This is a genomic window from Haloferax sp. SDI50, assembly GCF_059802635.1.
The window spans coordinates 1,411,598-1,432,022 of the sequence record NZ_JBPULL010000001.1 but is presented as its reverse complement, the minus strand read 5'-3'; the positions used below and the strand labels follow the sequence as shown (position 1 = coordinate 1,432,022).

Below are 20,425 nucleotides of genomic sequence, written 5' to 3'. Positions count from 1 at the left end.
GCCTCGCTAGTGTGTGACAGACAAACTCATGTCGGTGGAGAATCAGACACGACTATGCACGTCCTCATCGTCGGCGGCGGGGTCGTCGGGCTCGCGTGCGCCCACGCGCTGGCCGACCGCGGGGCCGAGGTCACCGTCTGTGAGGCGGGAACGCTCGGCGGCGGCAGTACGGGTCGCGCGGCGGGCGGCATCCGAACGCAGTTCTCGACCCGCGTGAACGTCGAACTCTCGCTCGCCAGCGTCCCGGTCTGGGAGTCCTTCGCGGACGAGTTCGGCGTCGATATCGACTACCGGCGGTCGGGCTACCTCTTTCTCGCCCGGACCGAGGAGACCGCCGCGGCGTTCAGAGAAAACGTCGCCATGCAGACCGACGCGGGCGCGCCGAGTCGCGTCCTCTCGCCCGCGGAGGCCGCCGAGTACCTCCCGGAACTCCGAACCGAGTCGTTCGTCGCGGCGACCTTCTCGGCGGCCGACGGCGTCGCAGACCCGCACTCCGCGGTGCAGGGCTACTCGGACGCGATTCGCGCCGCCGGCGTCGACGTTCGGACGAAGACGCCCGTGACCGACCTCGCTCGCGTCGGTGACGGCGGTGGCTCGGTCGATGCGGGAGCCACTCCCGACGCCGGCGGCTGGCGCGCCGAGACGCCGGACGGCCCCATCGACGCCGACGCCGTGGTCGTCGCGGCGGGCGCGTGGTCGGACCGGGTCGCGGCGCTCGCCGGCGTCGACCTCCCACTCGCGCCGCGCCGCCGACAGATAGCCGTCGTCGAACCCGAAGGCGACCTCCCCGCGGACGCCCCGCTGACCATCGACCTCGACACGGGGGCGTACTTCCGCCCGGAGCGGGAGGGGACCGCCATCGTCGGCGGGCACTTCTCTGAGACGGACCCCGACGTGGACCCCGACCGGTTCGACGAGTCGATGGACGTGGAGTGGGCGGTCGAGGCGACCGAGCGGGCCGACGACGCCGCGGCCTACTTCGGCCCGGAGACGCGGATTCGGAACGGTTGGGCCGGGCTGTACGCCGTGACGCCCGACCACCACGCGATTCTGGACGAGGCGGCCCCCGGTCTCGTCGTCGCCGCGGGCTTTTCGGGCCACGGCTTCCAGCACGCGCCCGCGACCGGCGAGGCCGTCGCCGACCTGTGTCTCGGCGAGGACGCCTGCGAGGTAGACGTGTCGGCGCTGTCGCTCGACCGGTTCGAATCGGGCGAGACGCTCCGCGAGCGGAACGTCGCGTAGGAGGGCTCGTCGGGCGGCGCGGCGCCGACGCGGAACGTTTTTACTCGGCACTCACAATCGGTCGCATATGGTATCCGAACCCAAGCGCGGGGCGCGAGCGAGCGAACCGACCACCGACGGGTTCGGAGTTTTCTTTCTGACCGCCTGAGGTCGGCGGACTCCGGCCGGGCGTCACCGCGCCCGCCGGACGAAACCGACCCCGCCGGTCAGCCCCGCCAGCGCGGCGAGGCTTCGAAACTGCTAACCGACCACCAGACGGCTAACGCCACAACGAACCAGATGCGACTTCCGGAATCACAGGTCGCGGTGTTGAACGCCGCGAGCGCCACGGACGAACGAACGATTGCACAGCTCGCGGAGGCGACGGACCAGAAGCCCGAGACGGTGACGGGCGCGGTCTTCGACCTCCGCGACGAGGGACTCGTCTCGGTCACGGAGACCACGGCGGAGTCCGTCGAACTGACCGACGAGGGCGCGGAATACGCCGATGAGGGCCTCCCCGAGGTCCGGCTCTACCGCGCCGCGCTCGACGTGGGCGGCGGCGACGCGGTCCCGATGGGGCAGGTCATCGGCGCGTCCTCCCTCGGCGGCCCGCAGGTCGATATCGCGCTGTCGAACTTCGCGCGTAAGGGCTACGGACACATCGACTCGGGCGAACTCGCGCCCGACGCGGCCGCCGACCCCGACGCCGACGAGGAGGCCGCCGCGCTCGCGGCCCTCTCTGCGGGCGAGTCCGTCGACGGCGACGTGCTCGACCAGCTCGAATCGCGGAACCTCGTGGTCCGCCACGAGCGCACCATCCGCGCCGTCACCCTCACCGACGAGGGCGTCACGGCGCTGATGGAGGGCGTCGAGGCGGCCGAGACGGTCGACCGCCTCACCCCCGAGATGCTCACCTCCGGCGAGTGGGAGGACGTGGAGTTCACGGAGTACAACGTCGAGGCCGACGCGCCCGAGGCCCGCGGCGGCAAGAAGCACATCCTCCGGCAGACCGCCGACCGCGTGAAGGACGTGCTCACCGGGATGGGCTTCGCCGAGATGGAAGGCCCGCACGCCGACGCGGACTTCTGGATCAACGACTGTCTGTTCATGCCGCAGGACCACCCGGCGCGCACCCATTGGGACCGCTTCGCCCTCGACGTGCCGCCGATGGAGGACATCCCCGAAGACCTCATCGACAACGTCCGCGACGCCCACTTAGAGGGCGTCGGCGACGACGGCGACGGCTACCACTCGCCGTGGTCCGAGGACTTCGCGCGGGCCATCGCGCTCCGCGGCCACACCACGTCGCTGTCGATGCGCTACCTTTCCGGCCACGAGGTCGGGGAGTTAGAGCCGCCCCAGCGGTACTTCTCGGTCGAAAAGGTGTACCGCAACGACACGCTCGACCCGACGCACCTCCTGGAGTTCTACCAAATCGAGGGCTGGGTGATGGCCGAGGACCTCTCGGTGCGCGACCTGATGGGTACGTTCGAGGAGTTCTACTCCCACTTCGGCATCACGGACATCCAGTTCAAGCCGCACTACAACCCCTACACGGAGCCGTCGTTCGAGCTGTTCGGCCGACACCCCGAGACGGGCGAACTCATCGAAATCGGTAACTCCGGCATGTTCCGCGAGGAAGTGCTTCGGCCGCTCGGCGTCGACTGCGACGTGATGGCGTGGGGCCTCGCCCTCGAACGCCTCTTGATGCTCATGTACGGCTTCGACGACATCCGCGACGTGCACGGAACGCTGTGTGACCTCGACCTGCTCCGCGAGACGGAGGTGCTCAAGTAATGCCCGTAGTCGACGTTCAACCCGACGAACTGCGCCGCCTGACCGGCCACGAAGACAAGTCCGACGAGGAGTTCAAAGACGACCTGTTCGCGCTCGGACTGGAGTTCGAGGGCGTCACCGACGACGGGGCGTTCCAACTGGAGTTCGGCCCCGACCGCCTCGACCGCCTGTCGGTCGAGGGCGTCGCCCGCTCGCTTCGCTACCAGTACGGCGACGCCCGCGGCGTCTCCGTGCCGAACACGAACGACCCCGACTGGACCTTCGTCGTCGATGACGACGTGCCCGACGAGCGCCCCTACGTCACGGGCGCGGTCGTCCGCGGGGTCGACTTGGACGACGCGGCGCTCGACTCGCTCATCCAGTTGCAGGAGAAACTCCACGCGACGATGGGCCGCAAGCGCGCCAAGGGAGCCATCGGCATCCACGACCTGACGATGCTGAAAGGCGACATGCTCTCGGAGAACGCCTCCGGCAACTCCATCACGTACACGGGCATCGAACCCGACGGCGACACCTTCGTCGCGCTCGACTCCAACGACGAACTCACGCCCGCCGAGGTGCTCGAACAGCACGACACCGGGCGGAAGTACGCCGACCTCGTGAGCGAGTACGACCGCTACCCGGCCATCTACGACGAAATCGGCCTGTTTTCGTTCCCGCCGGTCATCAACGGCCGCCGGACCGAGGTGTCGACGGACTCCCGCGACCTGCTCGTCGAACTCACCGGGACCGACCAGTGGACCATCGACCGGATGTGCAACATCATCTGCTACGCGCTGGCCGCCCGCGGGGCGACCATCGAGGATGTCGAGGTCCAGTACGAGGAGGGAACCGTCACGAAGCCCGACTTCGAAGTCGAGACGAAACGCGTCTCCCACGACCGCATCGAGACGGTCCTCGGCGTCGAGTTGGAGCTGGACGAAGTCATCGACCTGTTCGAGCGCTCCGGCCTCGACGCGGACGCCGAGTTGGGCGAGGAGACCGTCTACGAGGTCTCCATTCCGCCGTACCGCGTGGACGTGCTCCACCCGCTCGACCTCGTGGACGACGTGGGCCGCGCCTACGGCTTCAACGAACTCGAACCGCGCTACCCCGACGTGGGGACGGTCGGCCAGCGTCACGAGCGCTCCCGACTCGAAGACGCCGTCCGCACCTCGCTCGTCGGCCTCGGCTTCGAGGACCTGCTCAACTTCCACATGATTTCGGAGGAGGAGAACTACGAGCGCATGGACGTCGAGGTCGGTTCAGACTACCTCGGCGGCGGCGAACCCGCCTCCATCACCGAACCGTACAGCGAGGACTACACCATGCTCCGGACGTGGGTGTTGCCCTCGCTGACGATGGTGCTGGAGAACAACACCCACCGGGCGTACCCGCAGGACCTCGCGGAAATCGGCCACGTGGCCCACCGCGACGACGACGAGAACACCCGCGTCGCCGAGGCCCGCCACGTCGCGGCCGTCCTCGCCCGTCACGACGCGACCTACGAGGACGCGAAAGCCCGCCTCACGGCGCTCTGCCGTGACTTCGACGCGGAACTGGAGACGCCCGCGACCGACCACCCGTCGTTCATCGACGGCCGCACCGCCGCGGTGGTCATCGACGGCGAGGAAGTCGGCGTCGTCGGGGAACTCCACCCGAAGGTCATCGTCGACCACGACCTCGAACTGCCGGTCGCGGCGTTCGAGTTCGACCTGTCGGCGCTGGCGTAGGGGTTCAGGCGGTTGTTTTTGGTCCAGATTTTTGCGCGACGAGCGGTGCGAGTCGCGGAAAAAGGTGGGAGTATCGACCTGTCGGCGCTGGCGTAGGGGTTCAGGCGGTCGTTTTTGGTCCAGATTTTTGCGCGACGAGCGGTGCGAGTCGCGGAAAAAGGTGGGAGCATCGACCTGTCGGCGCTGGCGTAGGAGTTCAGGCGGTTGTTTTTGGTCCAGATTTTTGAGGGTCCACGAACCGAATCTGAATAACCTCGGGTAATTTCGCACCGCCAGTAATTCTTTTCATGCATTCTATCAGAACCCGATAGAAACCTTTAGGACGCGAGTCGTCGCGTTTCTTGTATGAACGATAATGAAGTACGCCGCGAGACGCTGGCGGTGACCCACGGCGAGCGGGGGCAGGCCCCGGCCCCGGGCGTCGAGGACGTCGTCGTTCCGGTCCACCTCTCGTCGACCTACGCGGTGCCGAGCATCGACCCCGACGCGGACTTGGAGACGCTCGACCCCGACGCGGGTGAGTACCTCTACTCGCGCCTGTCGAATCCGACGCGGAACGCGCTGGAACACCGGCTCGCGGCGCTCGAAGGGGCCGACCACGCGCTGGCGTTCGTCTCCGGCACGGCGGCCATCGCGGCGACGATGACCGCGGTGGTCCGGCCGGGCGACCACATCGTCGCGTTCGAGGACCTCTACGGCGGGACGAAGACGATGCTCAACCGGCTGTTCGCCGACCGGCTGAACGTGGACGTGTCGTTCGTCGACGCCACCGACCCCGAGAACGTCGCGGCCGCGATGCGCGAGGAGACGGCGCTCGTCTGGATGGAGACGCCGACGAACCCGCTCATGCACCTCTGCGACATCGAGGCCATCGCGGCCATTGCCGACGAGGGTGACGCGGTCTTCGGCGTGGACAACACGTTCCTCAGCCCGCAGTTCCAGAATCCGCTGTCGCTCGGGGCCGACGTGGTCGTCCACAGCACCACGAAATACCTCAACGGCCATTCGGACTCCATCGGCGGTGCGGTCGTCACCGACCGCGACGATGTCCTGGAGGAGCTCACGTTCCTCCAGCGCGTCGGCATGGGGTCGATGCTCTCGCCGTTCGACTCCTACCTGACGCTTCGGGGCATCAAGACGCTCCCCCTGCGGATGCGCCAGCACGAGGCCAACGCGATGGAAATCGCCGAATTCCTCGACTCCCACGAGGCGGTGACGCGGGTGCTGTATCCGGGACTGGAGTCCCATCCGCAGCACGACCTCGCAGCCCGCCAGCAGTCCGGCTTCGGCGGCGTGTTGTCGTTCGAACTCGACACCGACCTCGACGGGACCGCCGAGTTCCTCGGCGCACTCCGAGAGTTCCCGCTGGCGGTCAGCCTCGGCGGCGTCGAGAGCCTCATCGAGCACCCGGCGACGATGACGCACTCGCCGCTCTCGCAGACCGAACGCGACGCGCTCGGCATCTCCGATTCGCTGTTGCGGCTGTCGGTGGGCGTCGAGCACGTCGACGACCTGCGCTCGGACCTCGCGTCGGCGCTGTCGGTCCTCTGAGGAGTCCGGGGCTCGCACGGCCGAATTCCGTCCCCTCGGGCACTTAACCGAGGCGTTTAACAGTCCGCCCGGTTGTAGGTACGCCAACGCAATGCCGAGCGGAGAATACGACCCGGAAACCGTCGAGGCGAAGTGGCAAGAGAGGTGGGTCGACGAAGACCTGTACGCGTACCCGGAGCGTGCGGTAGACCCCGACACCGTCTTCTCTATCGACTCACCGCCGCCGACGGTGTCCGGAAGCTTGCATTGGGGCCACGTCTACGGCTTCACCCTCCAGGACTTCGTCGCCCGGTTCAACCGGATGCGCGGCGACGAGGTGTACTTCCCGTTCGGTTACGACGACAACGGCATCGCGTCGGAGCTCCTGACCGAAGACGAACTCGGCATCAAACACCAGGACTACGAGCGACGCGAGTTCCAGAAGCTCTGCCGCGAGGTCACGGCGGAGTACGAAGGCGAGTTCACGGAGAAGATGCAGAACCTCGGCATCTCCATCGACTGGGACCAGACGTACCAGACGATTTCGCCCGAGGTCCAGCGCGTCTCTCAGCTCTCCTTCGTCGATCTCTACGAGAAGGGCCGGCAGTACCGCCAGCGCGCGCCCGCCATCTGGTGTCCCGAGTGCGAGACCGCCATCTCGCAGGTCGAGACCGAAGACGACGAGCAGGGGTCGCACTTCCACGACATCGAGTTCGGCGTGGCCGATTCCGAGGAGTCGTTCGTCATCTCCACGACGCGCCCCGAACTGCTCCCCGCCTGCGTCGCCGTCTTCGTCCACCCCGACGACGACGACAACGCGCACCTCGTCGGCCAGGAAGCCGAGATTCCGCTGTTCGGACAGCGGGTTCCCATCCTCGAAGACGAGCGCGTCGACCTCGAAACGGGTACGGGCCTCGTCATGTGCTGTACCTTCGGTGACCAGACCGACATCGAGTGGTATCAGGCCCACGACCTGCCGCTCCGCGTCGCCATCGACGAGTCCGGCACGATGACCGAGGAGGCCGACGACTACGCCGGGCTCTCCGCCGACGAGGCGCGGGAGGCCATCGTCTCCGACCTCGACGACGCCGGGGCGCTCCTCGACAAGCGCGCCATCACCCACACGGTCAACGTCCACGAGCGCTGCGGCACGAGCGTCGAGTTCCTCGTCAAGGACCAGTGGTACATCAAACTGCTCGACAAGCGCGAGGAGTACCTCGAAGCCGGCGAGCAGATGGACTGGTACCCCGAGAAGATGTTCACGCGGTACAAAAACTGGATTGAGGGGCTCCAGTGGGACTGGGCCATCTCGCGGCAGCGCTCCTCGGGGATTCCGTTCCCGGTCTGGTACTGCGAGGACTGCGAGCACGTCGTCGTGGCCGACCGCGAGGACCTGCCGGTCGACCCGCTTTCGGACGACCCGCCGGTCGAGTCCTGTCCCGAGTGCGGCCACGACGAGTTCGCCGCCGAGGACGACGTGTTCGACACGTGGGCCACCTCGTCGCTCACGCCGCTCATCAACGGCGGCTGGGACTGGAACCCCGAGACGGAGACGATGGAACTCGAACGGCCCGAACTCTACCCGTTCGACATGCGCCCGCAGGGCCACGACATCATCTCCTTTTGGCTGTTCCACACGGTCGTCAAGTGCTACGAACACACCGGCGAGGTCCCGTTCGACAGCGTCATGATAAACGGGATGGTCCTCGACGAGAACCGCGAGAAGATGTCGAAGTCCGTCGGCAACGTCGTCTCGCCCGACGAGGTCTTAGAGAAGTTCCCGGTCGACGCCGCCCGCTACTGGGCCGCCGGGAGCGCCGTCGGCGACGACCTGCCGTACCAGGAGAAGGGACTCGTCGCGGGCGAAAAGCTCATGCGGAAGCTCTGGAACGCCTCGAAACTCGTCGAGAGCCTCACCGAGGACGCGCCCGCCGAGTTCGACCACGACGACCTGAAGGCCATCGACCGGTGGCTGCTCGCGTCGCTCGACCGCGAACTCGAGTTCGTCACGGAGAAACTGGAGAACCGCGAGTTCTCGAAGGCCCGCGACCGCCTGCGCAGTTTCTTCTGGCACACGTTCTGCGACGACTACCTCGAAATCGCCAAACAGCGCGTCCGCGAGGGCGACGACCCCTCGGCGGCGTACACGCTCCAGACCGCCCACAAGCGGTTCCTGGCCTGCTTCGCGCCCATCCTCGCGCACGTCACGGAAGAGCTCTGGCGCGACATGTACGACGAGGCGAGCGTCCACGACCAGTCGTGGCCCGAACCGCTCGGCCTCGACGCCGACGTGGCGGCCGGCGAGACGGCGATGGCCGTCGTCGGCGCGCTCCGCAAGTACAAAAGCGACAACCAGCTCTCGATGAACGCCCCGGTCGACCTCGTGGAAGTATACGGCGACATCCGCGGCTTCGAGGAGGACGTGAGCGGCGTGATGCACATCGAGAAACTCGAACTCCTCGACGAGGAGCCCGAAATCGAGTCGGTCGTGACCGGCGTCGATCTCGACTACTCGCTCGTCGGCCCCGAGTACGGCGCGCAGGTCCCGGACATCGAGTCCGCGCTCGAAGGCGACGACTACGAGGTCGAAGACGGCGTGATGCACGTCGCGGGCGTCGAACTCGACCCCGAGATGTTCACTATCGAGGAGTCTCGTGAGTACGTCGGCGACGGCGACATGCTCGAAGCCGGCGACGCCATCGTCATCGTCCAGCACGCCGACTGAGGCGGTCGTTCGGTCGGCTTCGTTCGCTCTCTTCTCGGTACCCGGTCGCCCAGCCCGCGGCTCGTCAGCCGTCGCGGCTCGGAACCGGTGTCTCGGTCTCAGATTCCGTCTCCGTCTCCGACTCAGCTTCAGCCTCGGTTTCGCCGCCACCATCGAAGGCGGCCAACACCGCGGCCGCGTCTTGGACGTGGGGAACCGTCATCGGGTGGTTCGCGTTCGCGTCGTCGGTGCGAGCCTCCTCGGGGTCGGGAACGGTGAGTCCCACGTCCGGTGTCGTGTCCACGCCGGTCTCGAACCGTATCGTCGCCGTGCCGAACAGGCGGTCGACGGCGTCGGTGGACACGCCGACCTCGGTGACCGCGTCGCGTTCGAGGCGGGCTTGCGGCTCGTCTAACAGCGCGTCGTGGGCGACGAGTACGTCGCCGTAGCACCGGAACTCGACGGGACCGGTTTCGAGATAGCGGGAGACCCCCCGGAGGGTTCCGAACGCGGCGGCGAGGGCGAGCGGCGCGAGCGCGAACGTCCACGCGCCGAAGAAGACGAGCGCGGCGGCGACGCCGTAGCACCACAGCACGCCGCTGGTGACCGTGTACCGGAGACTCTGGTAGGCCGCATCGGTGAGGGCGACCGCGCGGGCGGGCGCGGTTCGATAAGTCGGCGCTCCCGTCGGCTCCTCGACCGGAACCGGTTCTATCTCGGTCTCTTCGCTCCCGTAGAGGCGGTAGAAGACGCCCCGCGTTTCGCTCCGTTCGAGCTGGAGCGCGCGGAGGTCGTAGAGGAGTTTCAGGCCGACGAGAACCACGAGGAACACGTCGTTTTCGAGTTCGACCGCGAACGGCCCGAAGACGAACATCAGCAGTCCGGCGGCGAACAGGAGCTTGAACGGGGGAAGCAACACCGACCGCGCGGAGTGCTCGCGGTAGCCGCCCGCGGCGAAGTATTTGGTAACCGTTTCGACGCCCCGCCCGACGAACACACCCGCGCCGCCCAGCAGGATTTGTCCGGCGACCTCGTCGGTGACGACCGGGTCGGTCAGGCCGAACGCGACGAAGGCGACGGCGAGTTCGAGCGGGACGAGCAGGAACGCCGCGATGAGGAGCGTTGGGACGTTCCGCGGATAGAACTGCGGCAGGGGGCCGGGGAGCGAAACTGACCCTCGTTTGGCCTGCAACGGGCCGAACAGCCGGTCCCCGTCGCCGATGGCGTTGTTGGGGCGCTTGGCCGCGAAGGGTATCTTCACGAGCGTCCACCACAGCACGGCGGCGATTTCGGCGACGAACACGCCGAAGAGCGCGGCCGGTGCCCAACCGAGAAACAGGACGCCGAGCGGCGCGACGGCGTTCGAGACGAGAACCGCGAGCACGCCGGAGTCACGAGTGGAGGGCGGGCGCACGATTTGTCAAGCGACCGGGCGGAAAATCAGTCTTCGGTTCGGCACCGAGACGCGGGCGGTCGGTTCTCGCGGTGAGCGGTCGTCGCGGGCGACGTTACAGCCCCGACCCGACGGCGTCTGCCACGTCGTCGAAGCCGTCGCGGTCGAGCAGGTCGAGGAGGCCGCGGTTGATGTCGCGGGCGATAGACGGCCCCTCGTACACCAGACCCGTGTAGAGTTGGACCATCTCGGCCCCGGCGCGAATCTTCCGATAGGCGCTTTCGGCGTCCGAAACGCCGCCGACGCCCACGACGGGCACGTCGGTCCGCTCGGCGATGAAGCGAATCATGTTCGTGGCCTCGGCCTCGATGGGTTTCCCGGAGAGGCCGCCGCGTTCTGCTCGGTTCGGGTTCCGAAGAGTGTCGGGCCGCGAAGTGGTCGTGTTGCTGGCGATAACGCCGTCGAGTCCGAGGTCGTCGACGACTTCGAGCGCGTCCTCCACGGCGGGGTCCGGGAGGTCCGGCGAGAGTTTCACGAGCAGCGGGTCGGCACCGGCGTCGACGAGCCTCCCGAGAATCGCTTCGAGGGAGTCGCGGTTCTGCAAGTCGCGGAACCCTTCGCTGTTGGGACACGAGACGTTGACGACGAAGTAGTCCGCGCCGTCGGCAACGCGCTCGTAGGTGTAGCGGTAGTCCTCGGGGGCCTCCTCGGTGGGCGTCACCTCCGAGAGCGCGAGGTTGACGCCGACGGGGATGTCCGGGTGGGGTCCGGCGGCGAGGCGCTCTCCGACCGCGTCCGCGCCCTCGTTGTTGAGGCCCATACGGTTGATAAGCGCCTCGTCTTCGGGGAGGCGGAACATCCGTGGGCGCGGGTTTCCGGGCTGCGGCTCCGCGGTGACGCCGCCGACCTCGACGTGGCCGAAGCCGAGCGCCGAGAGGACGGTGGGTATCTCGGCGTTCTTGTCGAAGCCGGCCGCGACGCCGACCGGGTTCGGGAAGTCGAGGCCGAACGCGCGCGTGGCGAGTCGGGTGTCGTCGACGCGGTAGCGCCGCTCCAAGAGCGGTTCGGCGGGCGTACCGCGCGCGGCTGCGAGCAGGCCGTGAATGGTCCGGTGGGCGGTCTCGGGCGGGAGCGAAAACAGGAGCGGTTTGGCGAGTCGGTAGGTGTTCATTGCTGTCTGTCGGGCCGTCCGCTGGGGACGAGTCGGTTCGAGACGATACGGGTCACGCGCTTAGAAGTCGTGTTCGACCTGGTCTGGGTCCGCTTTCTGGATGATGATTTTGCCGTCCCGAACGCGGACGAACACCTCGTCTCCGATCTCCATCCCGGCGACCGCGAGTTCGTCTTCGTGGAGGTTGACGTGGACGTTGTGGTACTCGCCGTTCTCGTCTTTGGCGCCACTCGGACTGAGCTTCTTTTTCCGGACCATCTGGGGGTCTATCCGTTGGTTCGCCGCAGGGGATACATAAGTGTTGTCTCCGTCTCTCCGTGGAGTGGTGATTTTCGCCGCAACCGGACCGTCTCGCATCGAAACTCGTCGCCACCTCGGTGGGGTCGGCGGCCGGCAAATCGGTCGAGTTTATAAGTAACACGGCGTCGTCGGTCGAAATCCGGCGATATATTTATCATGTGCCATGTGGTTCATTGCCATAGAGGTGGAAAATCATGGTACGCGAGGACGGTAAGCGAAACTTCGTGCTCCGAGAGGAGGACGGTACAGAGACGAGTGTGTTTTCGGGCAGCATGCCGAGACAGGCGGCACTCAAGGCGGCCCGACGACTCGACCCCGCCGGCTCCGAGGACGACGCGAAGTCGGACGCGGTCGAGATTCGACTCCGGGAGAAAGGGACTGATAAAGTCCACATCTTCGACGCGTGGGCGTGGAACAGCAGCGCCCCCGAGGACAAGCCCGGCTGGATGGAGGGGAAGATTACCAAGGGGAACGTCTCAAAGAAGGGGATCGAACACCTCGACGAGTAATCCGACCGACGTTCACATTCTTACCGTGCGTACGCACGCGTAGCAACAAACGGGAGAGCAGTCGATACGCCTTTCAGATAGCGCCGCCAGCGTCTGCTTGCGCGACCGACACCCGGTCAGACCGCACGTGCGACGCGGGGGATGACCGACCGGCCTCCAGTCGCGCGATATCTATCTCTTCGAGAGGCATCGGTCGCCACGAGAGTCTGTCATCATCTTATGAGCAATCCCGCCATGAAACCGCATGACGAAGCGCCATCGGTTCGACGGCCTTTTATGTATCCCGGGCATTCGGATTAATGCGAAGAAGCGCACGGGGGTACTCCCCCCGACGGCTTCCACCGAACGCCCCTGACCCCAAGGTCGTCAGGCGCCCACCGGGATGACACACCGTCCCGGGGGTCGCCACGATACGACGGCCTTAAGTGGTCCAAGGCATTTCGGATGAATGCGAACGACACACCGCGATTGCAGGGCGATTCAACGCGTCCTGCCTCACCGGACCCGAACCGAACGAGGTTCGAAGGGTTTATACCCTCGAATCACTTCGATTCAGGTCCGAAGGAAATGAGGATTCCGCCCCTGCGGTACGCCGCAAGACGGTATCTGATGTTAGCCCTAGTAGTTCGGTGACATCCGAACGGATGTCACGCGAACTCGGACCTTTGAACGGTGATTTGACAGCATACCGCTGCCATTCACCCGCCAACACCCCGCGACCAGGTTTAAATGGTCGCGACCCATTCCGGTTGATCCTGCCGGAGGTCATTGCTATTGGGGTCCGATTTAGCCATGCTAGTTGCACGAGTTTAGACTCGTTGCGGAAAGCTCAGTAACACGTGGACAAACTACCCTACGGAGAACGATAACCTCGGGAAACTGAGGCTAATAGTTCATAGGGGAGTCGCGCTGGAAATGCCGACTCCCCCAAACGCTCCGGCGCCGTAGGATGTGTCTGCGGCCGATTAGGTAGACGGTGGGGTAACGGCCCACCGTGCCGATAATCGGTACGGGTTGTGAGAGCAAGAGCCCGGAGACGGAATCTGAGACAAGATTCCGGGCCCTACGGGGCGCAGCAGGCGCGAAACCTTTACACTGCACGCAAGTGCGATAAGGGGACCCCAAGTGCGAGGGCATATAGTCCTCGCTTTTCACGACTGTAAGGCGGTCGTGGAATAAGAGCTGGGCAAGACCGGTGCCAGCCGCCGCGGTAATACCGGCAGCTCAAGTGATGACCGATATTATTGGGCCTAAAGCGTCCGTAGCCGGCCACGAAGGTTCATCGGGAAATCCGCCAGCTCAACTGGCGGGCGTCCGGTGAAAACCACGTGGCTTGGGACCGGAAGGCTCGAGGGGTACGTCCGGGGTAGGAGTGAAATCCCGTAATCCTGGACGGACCACCGATGGCGAAAGCACCTCGAGAAGACGGATCCGACGGTGAGGGACGAAAGCTAGGGTCTCGAACCGGATTAGATACCCGGGTAGTCCTAGCTGTAAACGATGCTCGCTAGGTGTGACACAGGCTACGAGCCTGTGTTGTGCCGTAGGGAAGCCGAGAAGCGAGCCGCCTGGGAAGTACGTCCGCAAGGATGAAACTTAAAGGAATTGGCGGGGGAGCACTACAACCGGAGGAGCCTGCGGTTTAATTGGACTCAACGCCGGACATCTCACCAGCTCCGACTACAGTGATGACGATCAGGTTGATGACCTTATCACGACGCTGTAGAGAGGAGGTGCATGGCCGCCGTCAGCTCGTACCGTGAGGCGTCCTGTTAAGTCAGGCAACGAGCGAGACCCGCACTTCTAATTGCCAGCAGCAGTTTCGACTGGCTGGGTACATTAGAAGGACTGCCGCTGCTAAAGCGGAGGAAGGAACGGGCAACGGTAGGTCAGTATGCCCCGAATGAGCTGGGCTACACGCGGGCTACAATGGTCGAGACAATGGGTTGCTATCTCGAAAGAGAACGCTAATCTCCTAAACTCGATCGTAGTTCGGATTGAGGGCTGAAACTCGCCCTCATGAAGCTGGATTCGGTAGTAATCGCATTTCAATAGAGTGCGGTGAATACGTCCCTGCTCCTTGCACACACCGCCCGTCAAAGCACCCGAGTGAGGTCCGGATGAGGCCACCACACGGTGGTCGAATCTGGGCTTCGCAAGGGGGCTTAAGTCGTAACAAGGTAGCCGTAGGGGAATCTGCGGCTGGATCACCTCCTAACAACCGAGACCACCCCGACGGGGTGGCTCACACGCGATCTTCCGAGTTCACCAATGACACCCGTTCGGACACCTTAGAACTACTAGGGCTAACACGGGCCCATAGCTCAGTGGTAGAGTGCCTCCTTTGCAAGGAGGATGCCCAGGGTTCGAATCCCTGTGGGTCCATGGTAAGCGGTTCCCAACTCCGAAACAATCGTGCCCCTTAAGTGTGGCAAGACGTTTCGGATGAATGGAAACCGACGACAGATGCACCATCCCGCGCAAGCGAGGTTGGGAAGGGTCGAAAATTCGCCTCGGGTCGTCACCGAGGGGATTTGATGAAACCGTGTGTACGTGCAATCCAGGCGTCCACTGGACCCGTTCTCCGGGTCACAGTGACTATATCAACTGGCTACTGTGCCAGCTGGTGGATAGCTCGGCTCGAGAGCCGATGACGGACGTGCCAAGCTGCGATAAGCCTCAGGGACCCGCATGGAGGGAAAGAACTGAGGATCTCCGAATGGGAATCCCCACGCAATTGCCTCGCGCAATGGGGAACGTTCCGAATTGAAACATCTTAGTAGGAACAGGAAAAGAAAGCAATCCGCGATGTCGTTAGTAACGGCGAGTGAACGCGATACAGTCCAAACCGAAGCCTTCGGGCAATGTGGTGTACGGACTACCCATAACGGACCTGGATCTTATGTGAAGTCTCCTGGAACGGAGCGTGATACAGGGTGAAAACCCCGTAACATAAGAACCAGATCCCGGGGTTGTTCCAGAATAGCGGGGGTTGGATATCCCTCGTGAATTTTGCAGGCATCAACTGCGAAGACTAAACACTCCTCGAGACCGATAGCGAACAAGTAGCGTGAGCGAACGCTGAAAAGCACCCCGAACAGGGCGGTGCAATAGGGCTTGAAATCAGTTGGCGATAGAGCGACGTGGCATACAAGGTCACTCGACGAATGAACTGGGAGCGATCCCGTAGTAAGACTCGAGTGAAGCCGATGTTACGTCGTGCGTTTTGAAAAACGAACCATGGAGTGCATCTGACTGGCGAGTCTAAGGGGTGAACCCCCGGAGGCATAGGGAAACCGATACGGCCGCAGTCTTTGACCAGGGCCACCGTCTTCAAGGGCGGGGAGCCAACCGGATGCGACCCGAAACCAAGTGATCTACGCCGGAGCAGGGCGAAGCGTGGCGAAAGCTGCGTGGAGGCCCGTTAGAGTTGGTGTCCTACAATACCCTCTCGTGACTCTGGTGTAGGGGTGAAAGGCCCATCGAACTTGGCAACAGCTGGTTCCAACCGAAACATGTCGAAGCATGACCTCTGATGAGATAGTTCGTGAGGTAGAGCGACCGATTGGGAATCCGGACTCCGAGAGGAGTTCGCTTCCCTGTCAAACTCCGAACTTACGAACGTCGTAGACTCAGGGAGTCCGGTGTGCGGGGTAAGCTTGTGCACCGTGAGGGAGACAACCCAGAGCCAGGTTAAGGACCCAAAGTGTGGATTAAGTGTGATTGAAGATTGTCTCGAGCCCTAAACAGCCGGGAGGTGAGCTTAGAAGCAGCTACCCTCTAAGAATAGCGTAACAGCTTACCGGCCGAGGTTCGAGGCGTCGAAAATGATCGGGACTCAAATCCACCTCCGAGACCTGGCGGCGTGTCGTATGACACGATTCCGTAGGTTGGCATACTGCATGGGTGGAAGCACGGGAGAGATCTCGTGTGGACCGTGCAGCAACGAAAATCATGGTCTCAGTAGCAGCGAGAGTCGGGTGTGAACCCCGACGGCCTTACGCGCAAGGGTTCCTCGGCACTGTCAATCAGCCGAGGGTTAGTCGATCCTAAGTCTAACCGTAATTCGAATTAGATGAAAGGGAAACTGGTTAATATTCCAGTACCTTCTTGCACCAAACGTCGACGCTTTAGGAAACACCGAGCGGGGCCTTCGCCCCGTCGAATCACCGAAATTCGTGGAAGCCGTAACGGCACGAAGCGAACGAATGGTGAGACAGGGAAACTCGGCGGTACCTAGAGCCCGTGAAAAGACAAGCAAGAAGCTCGTACCGAGATCCGACACAGGTGCGCTGGCAGAGCAAGCCAAGGCCTGTCGGGATCAACCGACGTTAGGGAATTCGGCAAGTTAGTCCCGTAAGTTCGCGATAAGGGATGCCTGCTCTTGACCGAGCAGGTCGCAGTGACTCGGACGCTCCGACTGTCTAGTAACAACATAGGTGACCGCAAATCCGCAAGGACTCGTACGGTCACTGAATCCTGCCCAGTGCGGGTATCTGAACACCTAGTACAATAGGACGAAGGACCCGTCAACGGCGGGGGTAACTATGACCCTCTTAAGGTAGCGTAGTACCTTGCCGCTTCAGTAGCGGCTTGCATGAATGGATCAACGAGAGCGTCACTGTCCCAACGTTGGGCCCGGTGAACAGTACGTTCCAGTGCGGAGTCTGGAGACCCCCAAGGGGAAGCGAAGACCCTATAGAGCTTTACTGCAGGCTGTCGCTGAGACGTGGTCGCTAATGTGCAGCATAGGTAGGAGCCGTTACACAGGTACCCGCGCCAGCGGGCCACCGAGGCAGCATTGAAATACTACCCGTTAGTGACTGCGACTCTCACTCCTGGCGGAGGACACCGGTAGCCGGGCAGTTTGACTGGGGCGGTACGCGCTCGAAAAGATATCGAGCGCGCCCAAAGATTTCCTCACGCGAGTCGGGAACTCGTGGAAGAGCGCAAGAGCAAACGGAAGTCTGACAGTGACATTCCCAACGAGTGTCGCTGACGCGAAAGCGTGGTCTAGCGAACCTACGAGGTTCATTCATGGGACCCGTAGATGACAGAAAAGCTACCTTAGGGATAACAGAGTCGTCACCGGCAAGAGCACATATCGACCCGGTGGCTTGCTACCTCGATGTCGGTTCCCTCCATCCTGCCTGTGCAGAAGCAGGCAAGGGTGAGGTTGTTCGCCTATTAAAGGAGGTCGTGAGCTGGGTTTAGACCGTCGTGAGACAGGTCGGCTGCTATCTATTGGGGGTGTTAAGGAACTTGACGTGAACGTTCGTATAGTACGAGAGGAACTACGAATGGGTGCCACTGGTGTACCGGTTGTCCGAGAGGGCAGATGCCGGGCAGCTACGCACCACGGGGTAAGAGCTGAACGCATCTAAGCTCGAAACCCACACGGAAAAGAAGTTCCACTGAGGTCACTCGTAGAAGACGAGTTCGATAGACTCGGGGTGTACGCAACGAGGCAACGAGTTGTTAAGCCCGCGAGCACTAACAGACCAAGCCACATTCATACGCACTGAGACCCGAGAACGGGTCCAGGCGCAAACTGGATTGCACGAACACATTGGTAAGACGGCCCGACCGATATTGGTATGGCAACGGTTCGATTCCGTTGATCGGTATTAAGGCGGCCAGAGCGGTGAGGTTCCACCCGTACCCATCCCGAACACGGAAGTTAAGCTCACCTGCGTTCTGGTCAGTACTGGAGTGAGCGATCCTCTGGGAAATCCAGTTCGCCGCCCCCACTCATACTTCACAAAGCCCACTGGACGCGATGTCCAGTGGGCTTTGTTCATTTTATGCAGAGCGGCACGCACGGTCGCTCGCACACGCATACACAGAGCGACTGCGTCGGGCAGAGTCTCGAAAACGCCCGACTCAGGTCGCACACCGTCAGGCTTAAGCACAAGACCGGGATACCAGTAACTGCGCCAAGGTGGCAGAGTTCGGCCCAACGCATCCGCCTGCAGAGCGGAACCCCCGCCGGTTCAAATCCGGCCCTTGGCTTTTCCTTTCGGACGTTACGCCCGCGAGCGACGCGTCCCGGCATCGAATCAGTGAGTGGCGATGCTATCGCACGGGTCGTGTTTCGAGGGCGTGCGTCATCGTCGCCCAGTTCGCGTACGACCTCAAGGGCGTCGAGTGCCGTTTCCCGCGCTCGAACCCCCCGCTTTGACGGAGCAAAAGACCGTCGTGGCGCGCCGGGGTTAGGCGAGCGCCTCGGTTGCGTTCCCGACTCCGCGGAGTGACCCGGCGTGCTGTCGGTGACATCGACCTTCGAGCACCGCCGTCGGTACGGACTCGGCTGCCGTCGTGAGATACGAGCGTCCGTCGTCGGTTTTCCCGACTGCACGTACACGTCTCTGAGAGTCATCTTCGTGAATCCTTCTGCTCATCACCGTGTCGCCGCTCGTTCGCGGGTCGTCAAACATTTCTTGAGCATGTCGGCGGCAGCATCGCGGGCGGTTCGGAACGGGGAGACGAACCGTCGCCCCGTCAGCGGCGTGGTGTAGTCGCAGCCATCGAGACGAGGACTGCGGCGGTCAGGTCACGTTGTCGGGACGCGCGCCGTCGAGCGCGTCAAGGAAGTCGAACCGGAGACGAACGCCCCCGCTCTATCGCGTAGTCTCCTCGCGCGTCGCGGCCTCCCCCCGGTTCGGCGTCGCCGGACGGCTGATCCGTAATTCGTGACACGCCCGTTCGGCCGACAGATTCAAAAAGTCGCGTCAATCGGCGGCCGCGAGTGCCCGCCGGCCCACTGTATTGAGGGTGAGAGTCGCCGCCGGCGGTCGCGCGACGCGGTGACACGCTCCGAGGAAAAGTAATCGTTATACGCCGCGTGGCCCATGCCGAAACCATGCAACGACGCGCCGCGGTCATCTCCGTCGTGTTCTTCCTGGTCATCGGTGCCGGTGCATACTCGCTCATCGCGACTGCATCGACGCCGTCGGTCAGTTTCGAGAACCCAGAGTACTCGCTGGCACAGGGAGACGAGTTCTCCGTCCCCGGTAGCGACCAGACGTACACAGTGTCGTCGATAACCGAAGAGGAGGAGTCGGGCGGCCACGGTGGTGGGACCACGCTGGTCCGCTCCGGTGAACTCACGTACGTGAACGATTCGGCCCGGTACACGGAGACGTGGGACAACGAGAGCACCGTCACGCTTGACGGCACGGACTACCGTGTCGAAATCGCCAACGTCTCGGACCCCAGCGAGGCGACGCTGGTCGAACTGTACAACGAGACTGCAATCCTCCAGGCGGACTCGAACGCCGACAACGAGACCGTCACCCGTAACGGCGAGCGCTACGTCGTCGTCAACGACTCGACGCTCGTCTCGGTCGACGAGTACTTCCCGGCCAACGAGACGCGCACCGTCGCCGAGGGTGATTCCTTCGACTACAACAACCAGTCTGTCACCGTCGCCGCCGTCGAGACCTCCGGCGTGACCATCGAGTGGTTCGCCCCCGAGGAGAACACGGTCGCCGTCGACAACGAGGCGAACGTGACGATTTCGGACCAGCAGTACCTCGCGTACTTCCCGGACGGCGAGACGCTCGTCCTGACGCAGAACTACGACAGCTACCAGACGCAGCTGTCAGAAATCGACCACTTCCACGAGACCGAAAACGGCCTCTGGGGCGTCACTATCGTCTCGTTCACCACGGTGGTGCTCCTCACCGGTATGGCGTTCCTCCCGTCGCGGTACTGAACGCCACGTCCGTCACCGTTTTTCGCGCGCCCCGCTCGCTTCGAGCCACGCGACTCCGACTCCGACGGCGATAGCCGACAGCGACCCGAGTATCTGGAACGCCGCGACGACGACAACCGACTCGCTGGCGGCGTAGCGCCACGGGGCTCCCACGAGCGTTCCGAGACCGACGAGGACGAGGAACGCACCGACGGCCAGCGGGAGCCACGACGCCGTCCACGCGAGGGCTCGACGACTCATCATCCGAGAGAATCGATGCGCGAGGGGAAAAGCCAGACGGCGAACCGACGGCACGGAATGAGGCGGCGGGACAGTTCGGAACTGTGGGGCGAGGCGGACGGGGTTGGGACGGTCGTACGCGTCGAACG

11 protein-coding genes, 2 tRNA genes and 3 rRNA genes are annotated in these 20,425 nt (G+C 63.7%); 12 read left to right on the top strand and 4 right to left on the bottom strand.

All coding sequences use genetic code 11. The features are described 5' to 3' along the window. The first annotated feature begins 54 nt into the window (after positions 1-54). From ACSR87_RS07385 to ACSR87_RS07365, 5 genes are all read left to right on the top strand, one after another. Positions 55-1,242 (top strand): NAD(P)/FAD-dependent oxidoreductase, encoded by a 1,188-nt coding sequence (locus tag ACSR87_RS07385; protein ID WP_498530028.1) that lies wholly within the window; start codon positions 55-57, stop codon positions 1,240-1,242. Between the two features lie 279 nt (positions 1,243-1,521). Then, entirely contained in the window at positions 1,522-3,021 is a 1,500-nt protein-coding gene (gene pheS, locus ACSR87_RS07380) for a phenylalanine--tRNA ligase subunit alpha (RefSeq protein ID WP_498530027.1), read from the top strand. Beyond that, the gene (pheT, locus tag ACSR87_RS07375) at positions 3,021-4,733 is read left to right on the top strand and encodes a phenylalanine--tRNA ligase subunit beta (RefSeq protein WP_498530026.1); all 1,713 of its coding nucleotides are present in this window, start codon (positions 3,021-3,023) and stop codon (positions 4,731-4,733) included. The genes pheS and pheT overlap by 1 nt, the downstream gene beginning before the upstream one ends. 345 nt (positions 4,734-5,078) lie before the next feature. Continuing rightward, positions 5,079-6,284, top strand: coding sequence for a trans-sulfuration enzyme family protein (locus tag ACSR87_RS07370; RefSeq protein ID WP_498530025.1), 1,206 nt, complete (start codon positions 5,079-5,081; stop codon positions 6,282-6,284). Positions 6,285-6,375: 91 nt separating this feature from the next. Continuing rightward, complete coding sequence (locus ACSR87_RS07365) at positions 6,376-8,988, top strand: valine--tRNA ligase (RefSeq protein WP_498530024.1); 2,613 nt, start codon at positions 6,376-6,378, stop codon at positions 8,986-8,988. Positions 8,989-9,052: 64 nt separating this feature from the next. On the opposite strand, the gene ACSR87_RS07360 is transcribed toward ACSR87_RS07365, so the two are convergent. The 3 genes from ACSR87_RS07360 to ACSR87_RS07350 form a co-directional block, all read right to left on the bottom strand. Continuing rightward, positions 9,053-10,381, bottom strand: a complete 1,329-nt coding sequence (locus ACSR87_RS07360; RefSeq protein ID WP_498530023.1) for a DUF6498-containing protein — start codon at positions 10,379-10,381, stop codon at positions 9,053-9,055. Between the two features lie 94 nt (positions 10,382-10,475). Continuing rightward, positions 10,476-11,531 (bottom strand): quinone-dependent dihydroorotate dehydrogenase, encoded by a 1,056-nt coding sequence (locus tag ACSR87_RS07355; RefSeq protein WP_498530022.1) that lies wholly within the window; start codon positions 11,529-11,531, stop codon positions 10,476-10,478. Between the two features lie 60 nt (positions 11,532-11,591). Next, entirely contained in the window at positions 11,592-11,789 is a 198-nt protein-coding gene (locus tag ACSR87_RS07350; RefSeq protein WP_004044784.1) for a hypothetical protein, read from the bottom strand. 236 nt (positions 11,790-12,025) lie between these two features. Between ACSR87_RS07350 and ACSR87_RS07345 the strand changes: the two genes are divergently transcribed. From ACSR87_RS07345 to ACSR87_RS07315, 7 genes are all read left to right on the top strand, one after another. Continuing rightward, on the top strand, positions 12,026-12,340 hold the full coding sequence (locus ACSR87_RS07345; protein ID WP_004044781.1) for a non-histone chromosomal MC1 family protein: 315 nt from the start codon (positions 12,026-12,028) through the stop codon (positions 12,338-12,340). Positions 12,341-13,082: 742 nt separating this feature from the next. Then, a 16S ribosomal RNA gene (locus ACSR87_RS07340) occupies positions 13,083-14,556 on the top strand. Between the two features lie 97 nt (positions 14,557-14,653). After that, positions 14,654-14,725, top strand: a tRNA-Ala gene (locus ACSR87_RS07335). 217 nt (positions 14,726-14,942) lie between these two features. After that, positions 14,943-17,855 (top strand): 23S ribosomal RNA (locus ACSR87_RS07330). A 113-nt stretch (positions 17,856-17,968) separates the two neighbouring features. Further along, a 5S ribosomal RNA gene (gene rrf / locus ACSR87_RS07325) occupies positions 17,969-18,090 on the top strand. The 16S, 23S and 5S rRNA genes sit together here with 2 tRNA genes alongside, the layout of an rRNA operon. A gap of 185 nt (positions 18,091-18,275) precedes the next feature. After that, a tRNA-Cys gene (locus ACSR87_RS07320) sits at positions 18,276-18,352 on the top strand. A gap of 850 nt (positions 18,353-19,202) precedes the next feature. After that, entirely contained in the window at positions 19,203-20,057 is an 855-nt protein-coding gene (locus tag ACSR87_RS07315) for a DUF8231 family protein (protein WP_008574618.1), read from the top strand. Positions 20,058-20,069: 12 nt separating this feature from the next. Here ACSR87_RS07315 and ACSR87_RS07310 read toward each other — a convergent pair whose 3' ends face one another. After that, on the bottom strand, positions 20,070-20,300 hold the full coding sequence (locus ACSR87_RS07310; protein ID WP_498530021.1) for a DUF8123 family protein: 231 nt from the start codon (positions 20,298-20,300) through the stop codon (positions 20,070-20,072). Positions 20,301-20,425 lie beyond the last annotated feature (125 nt).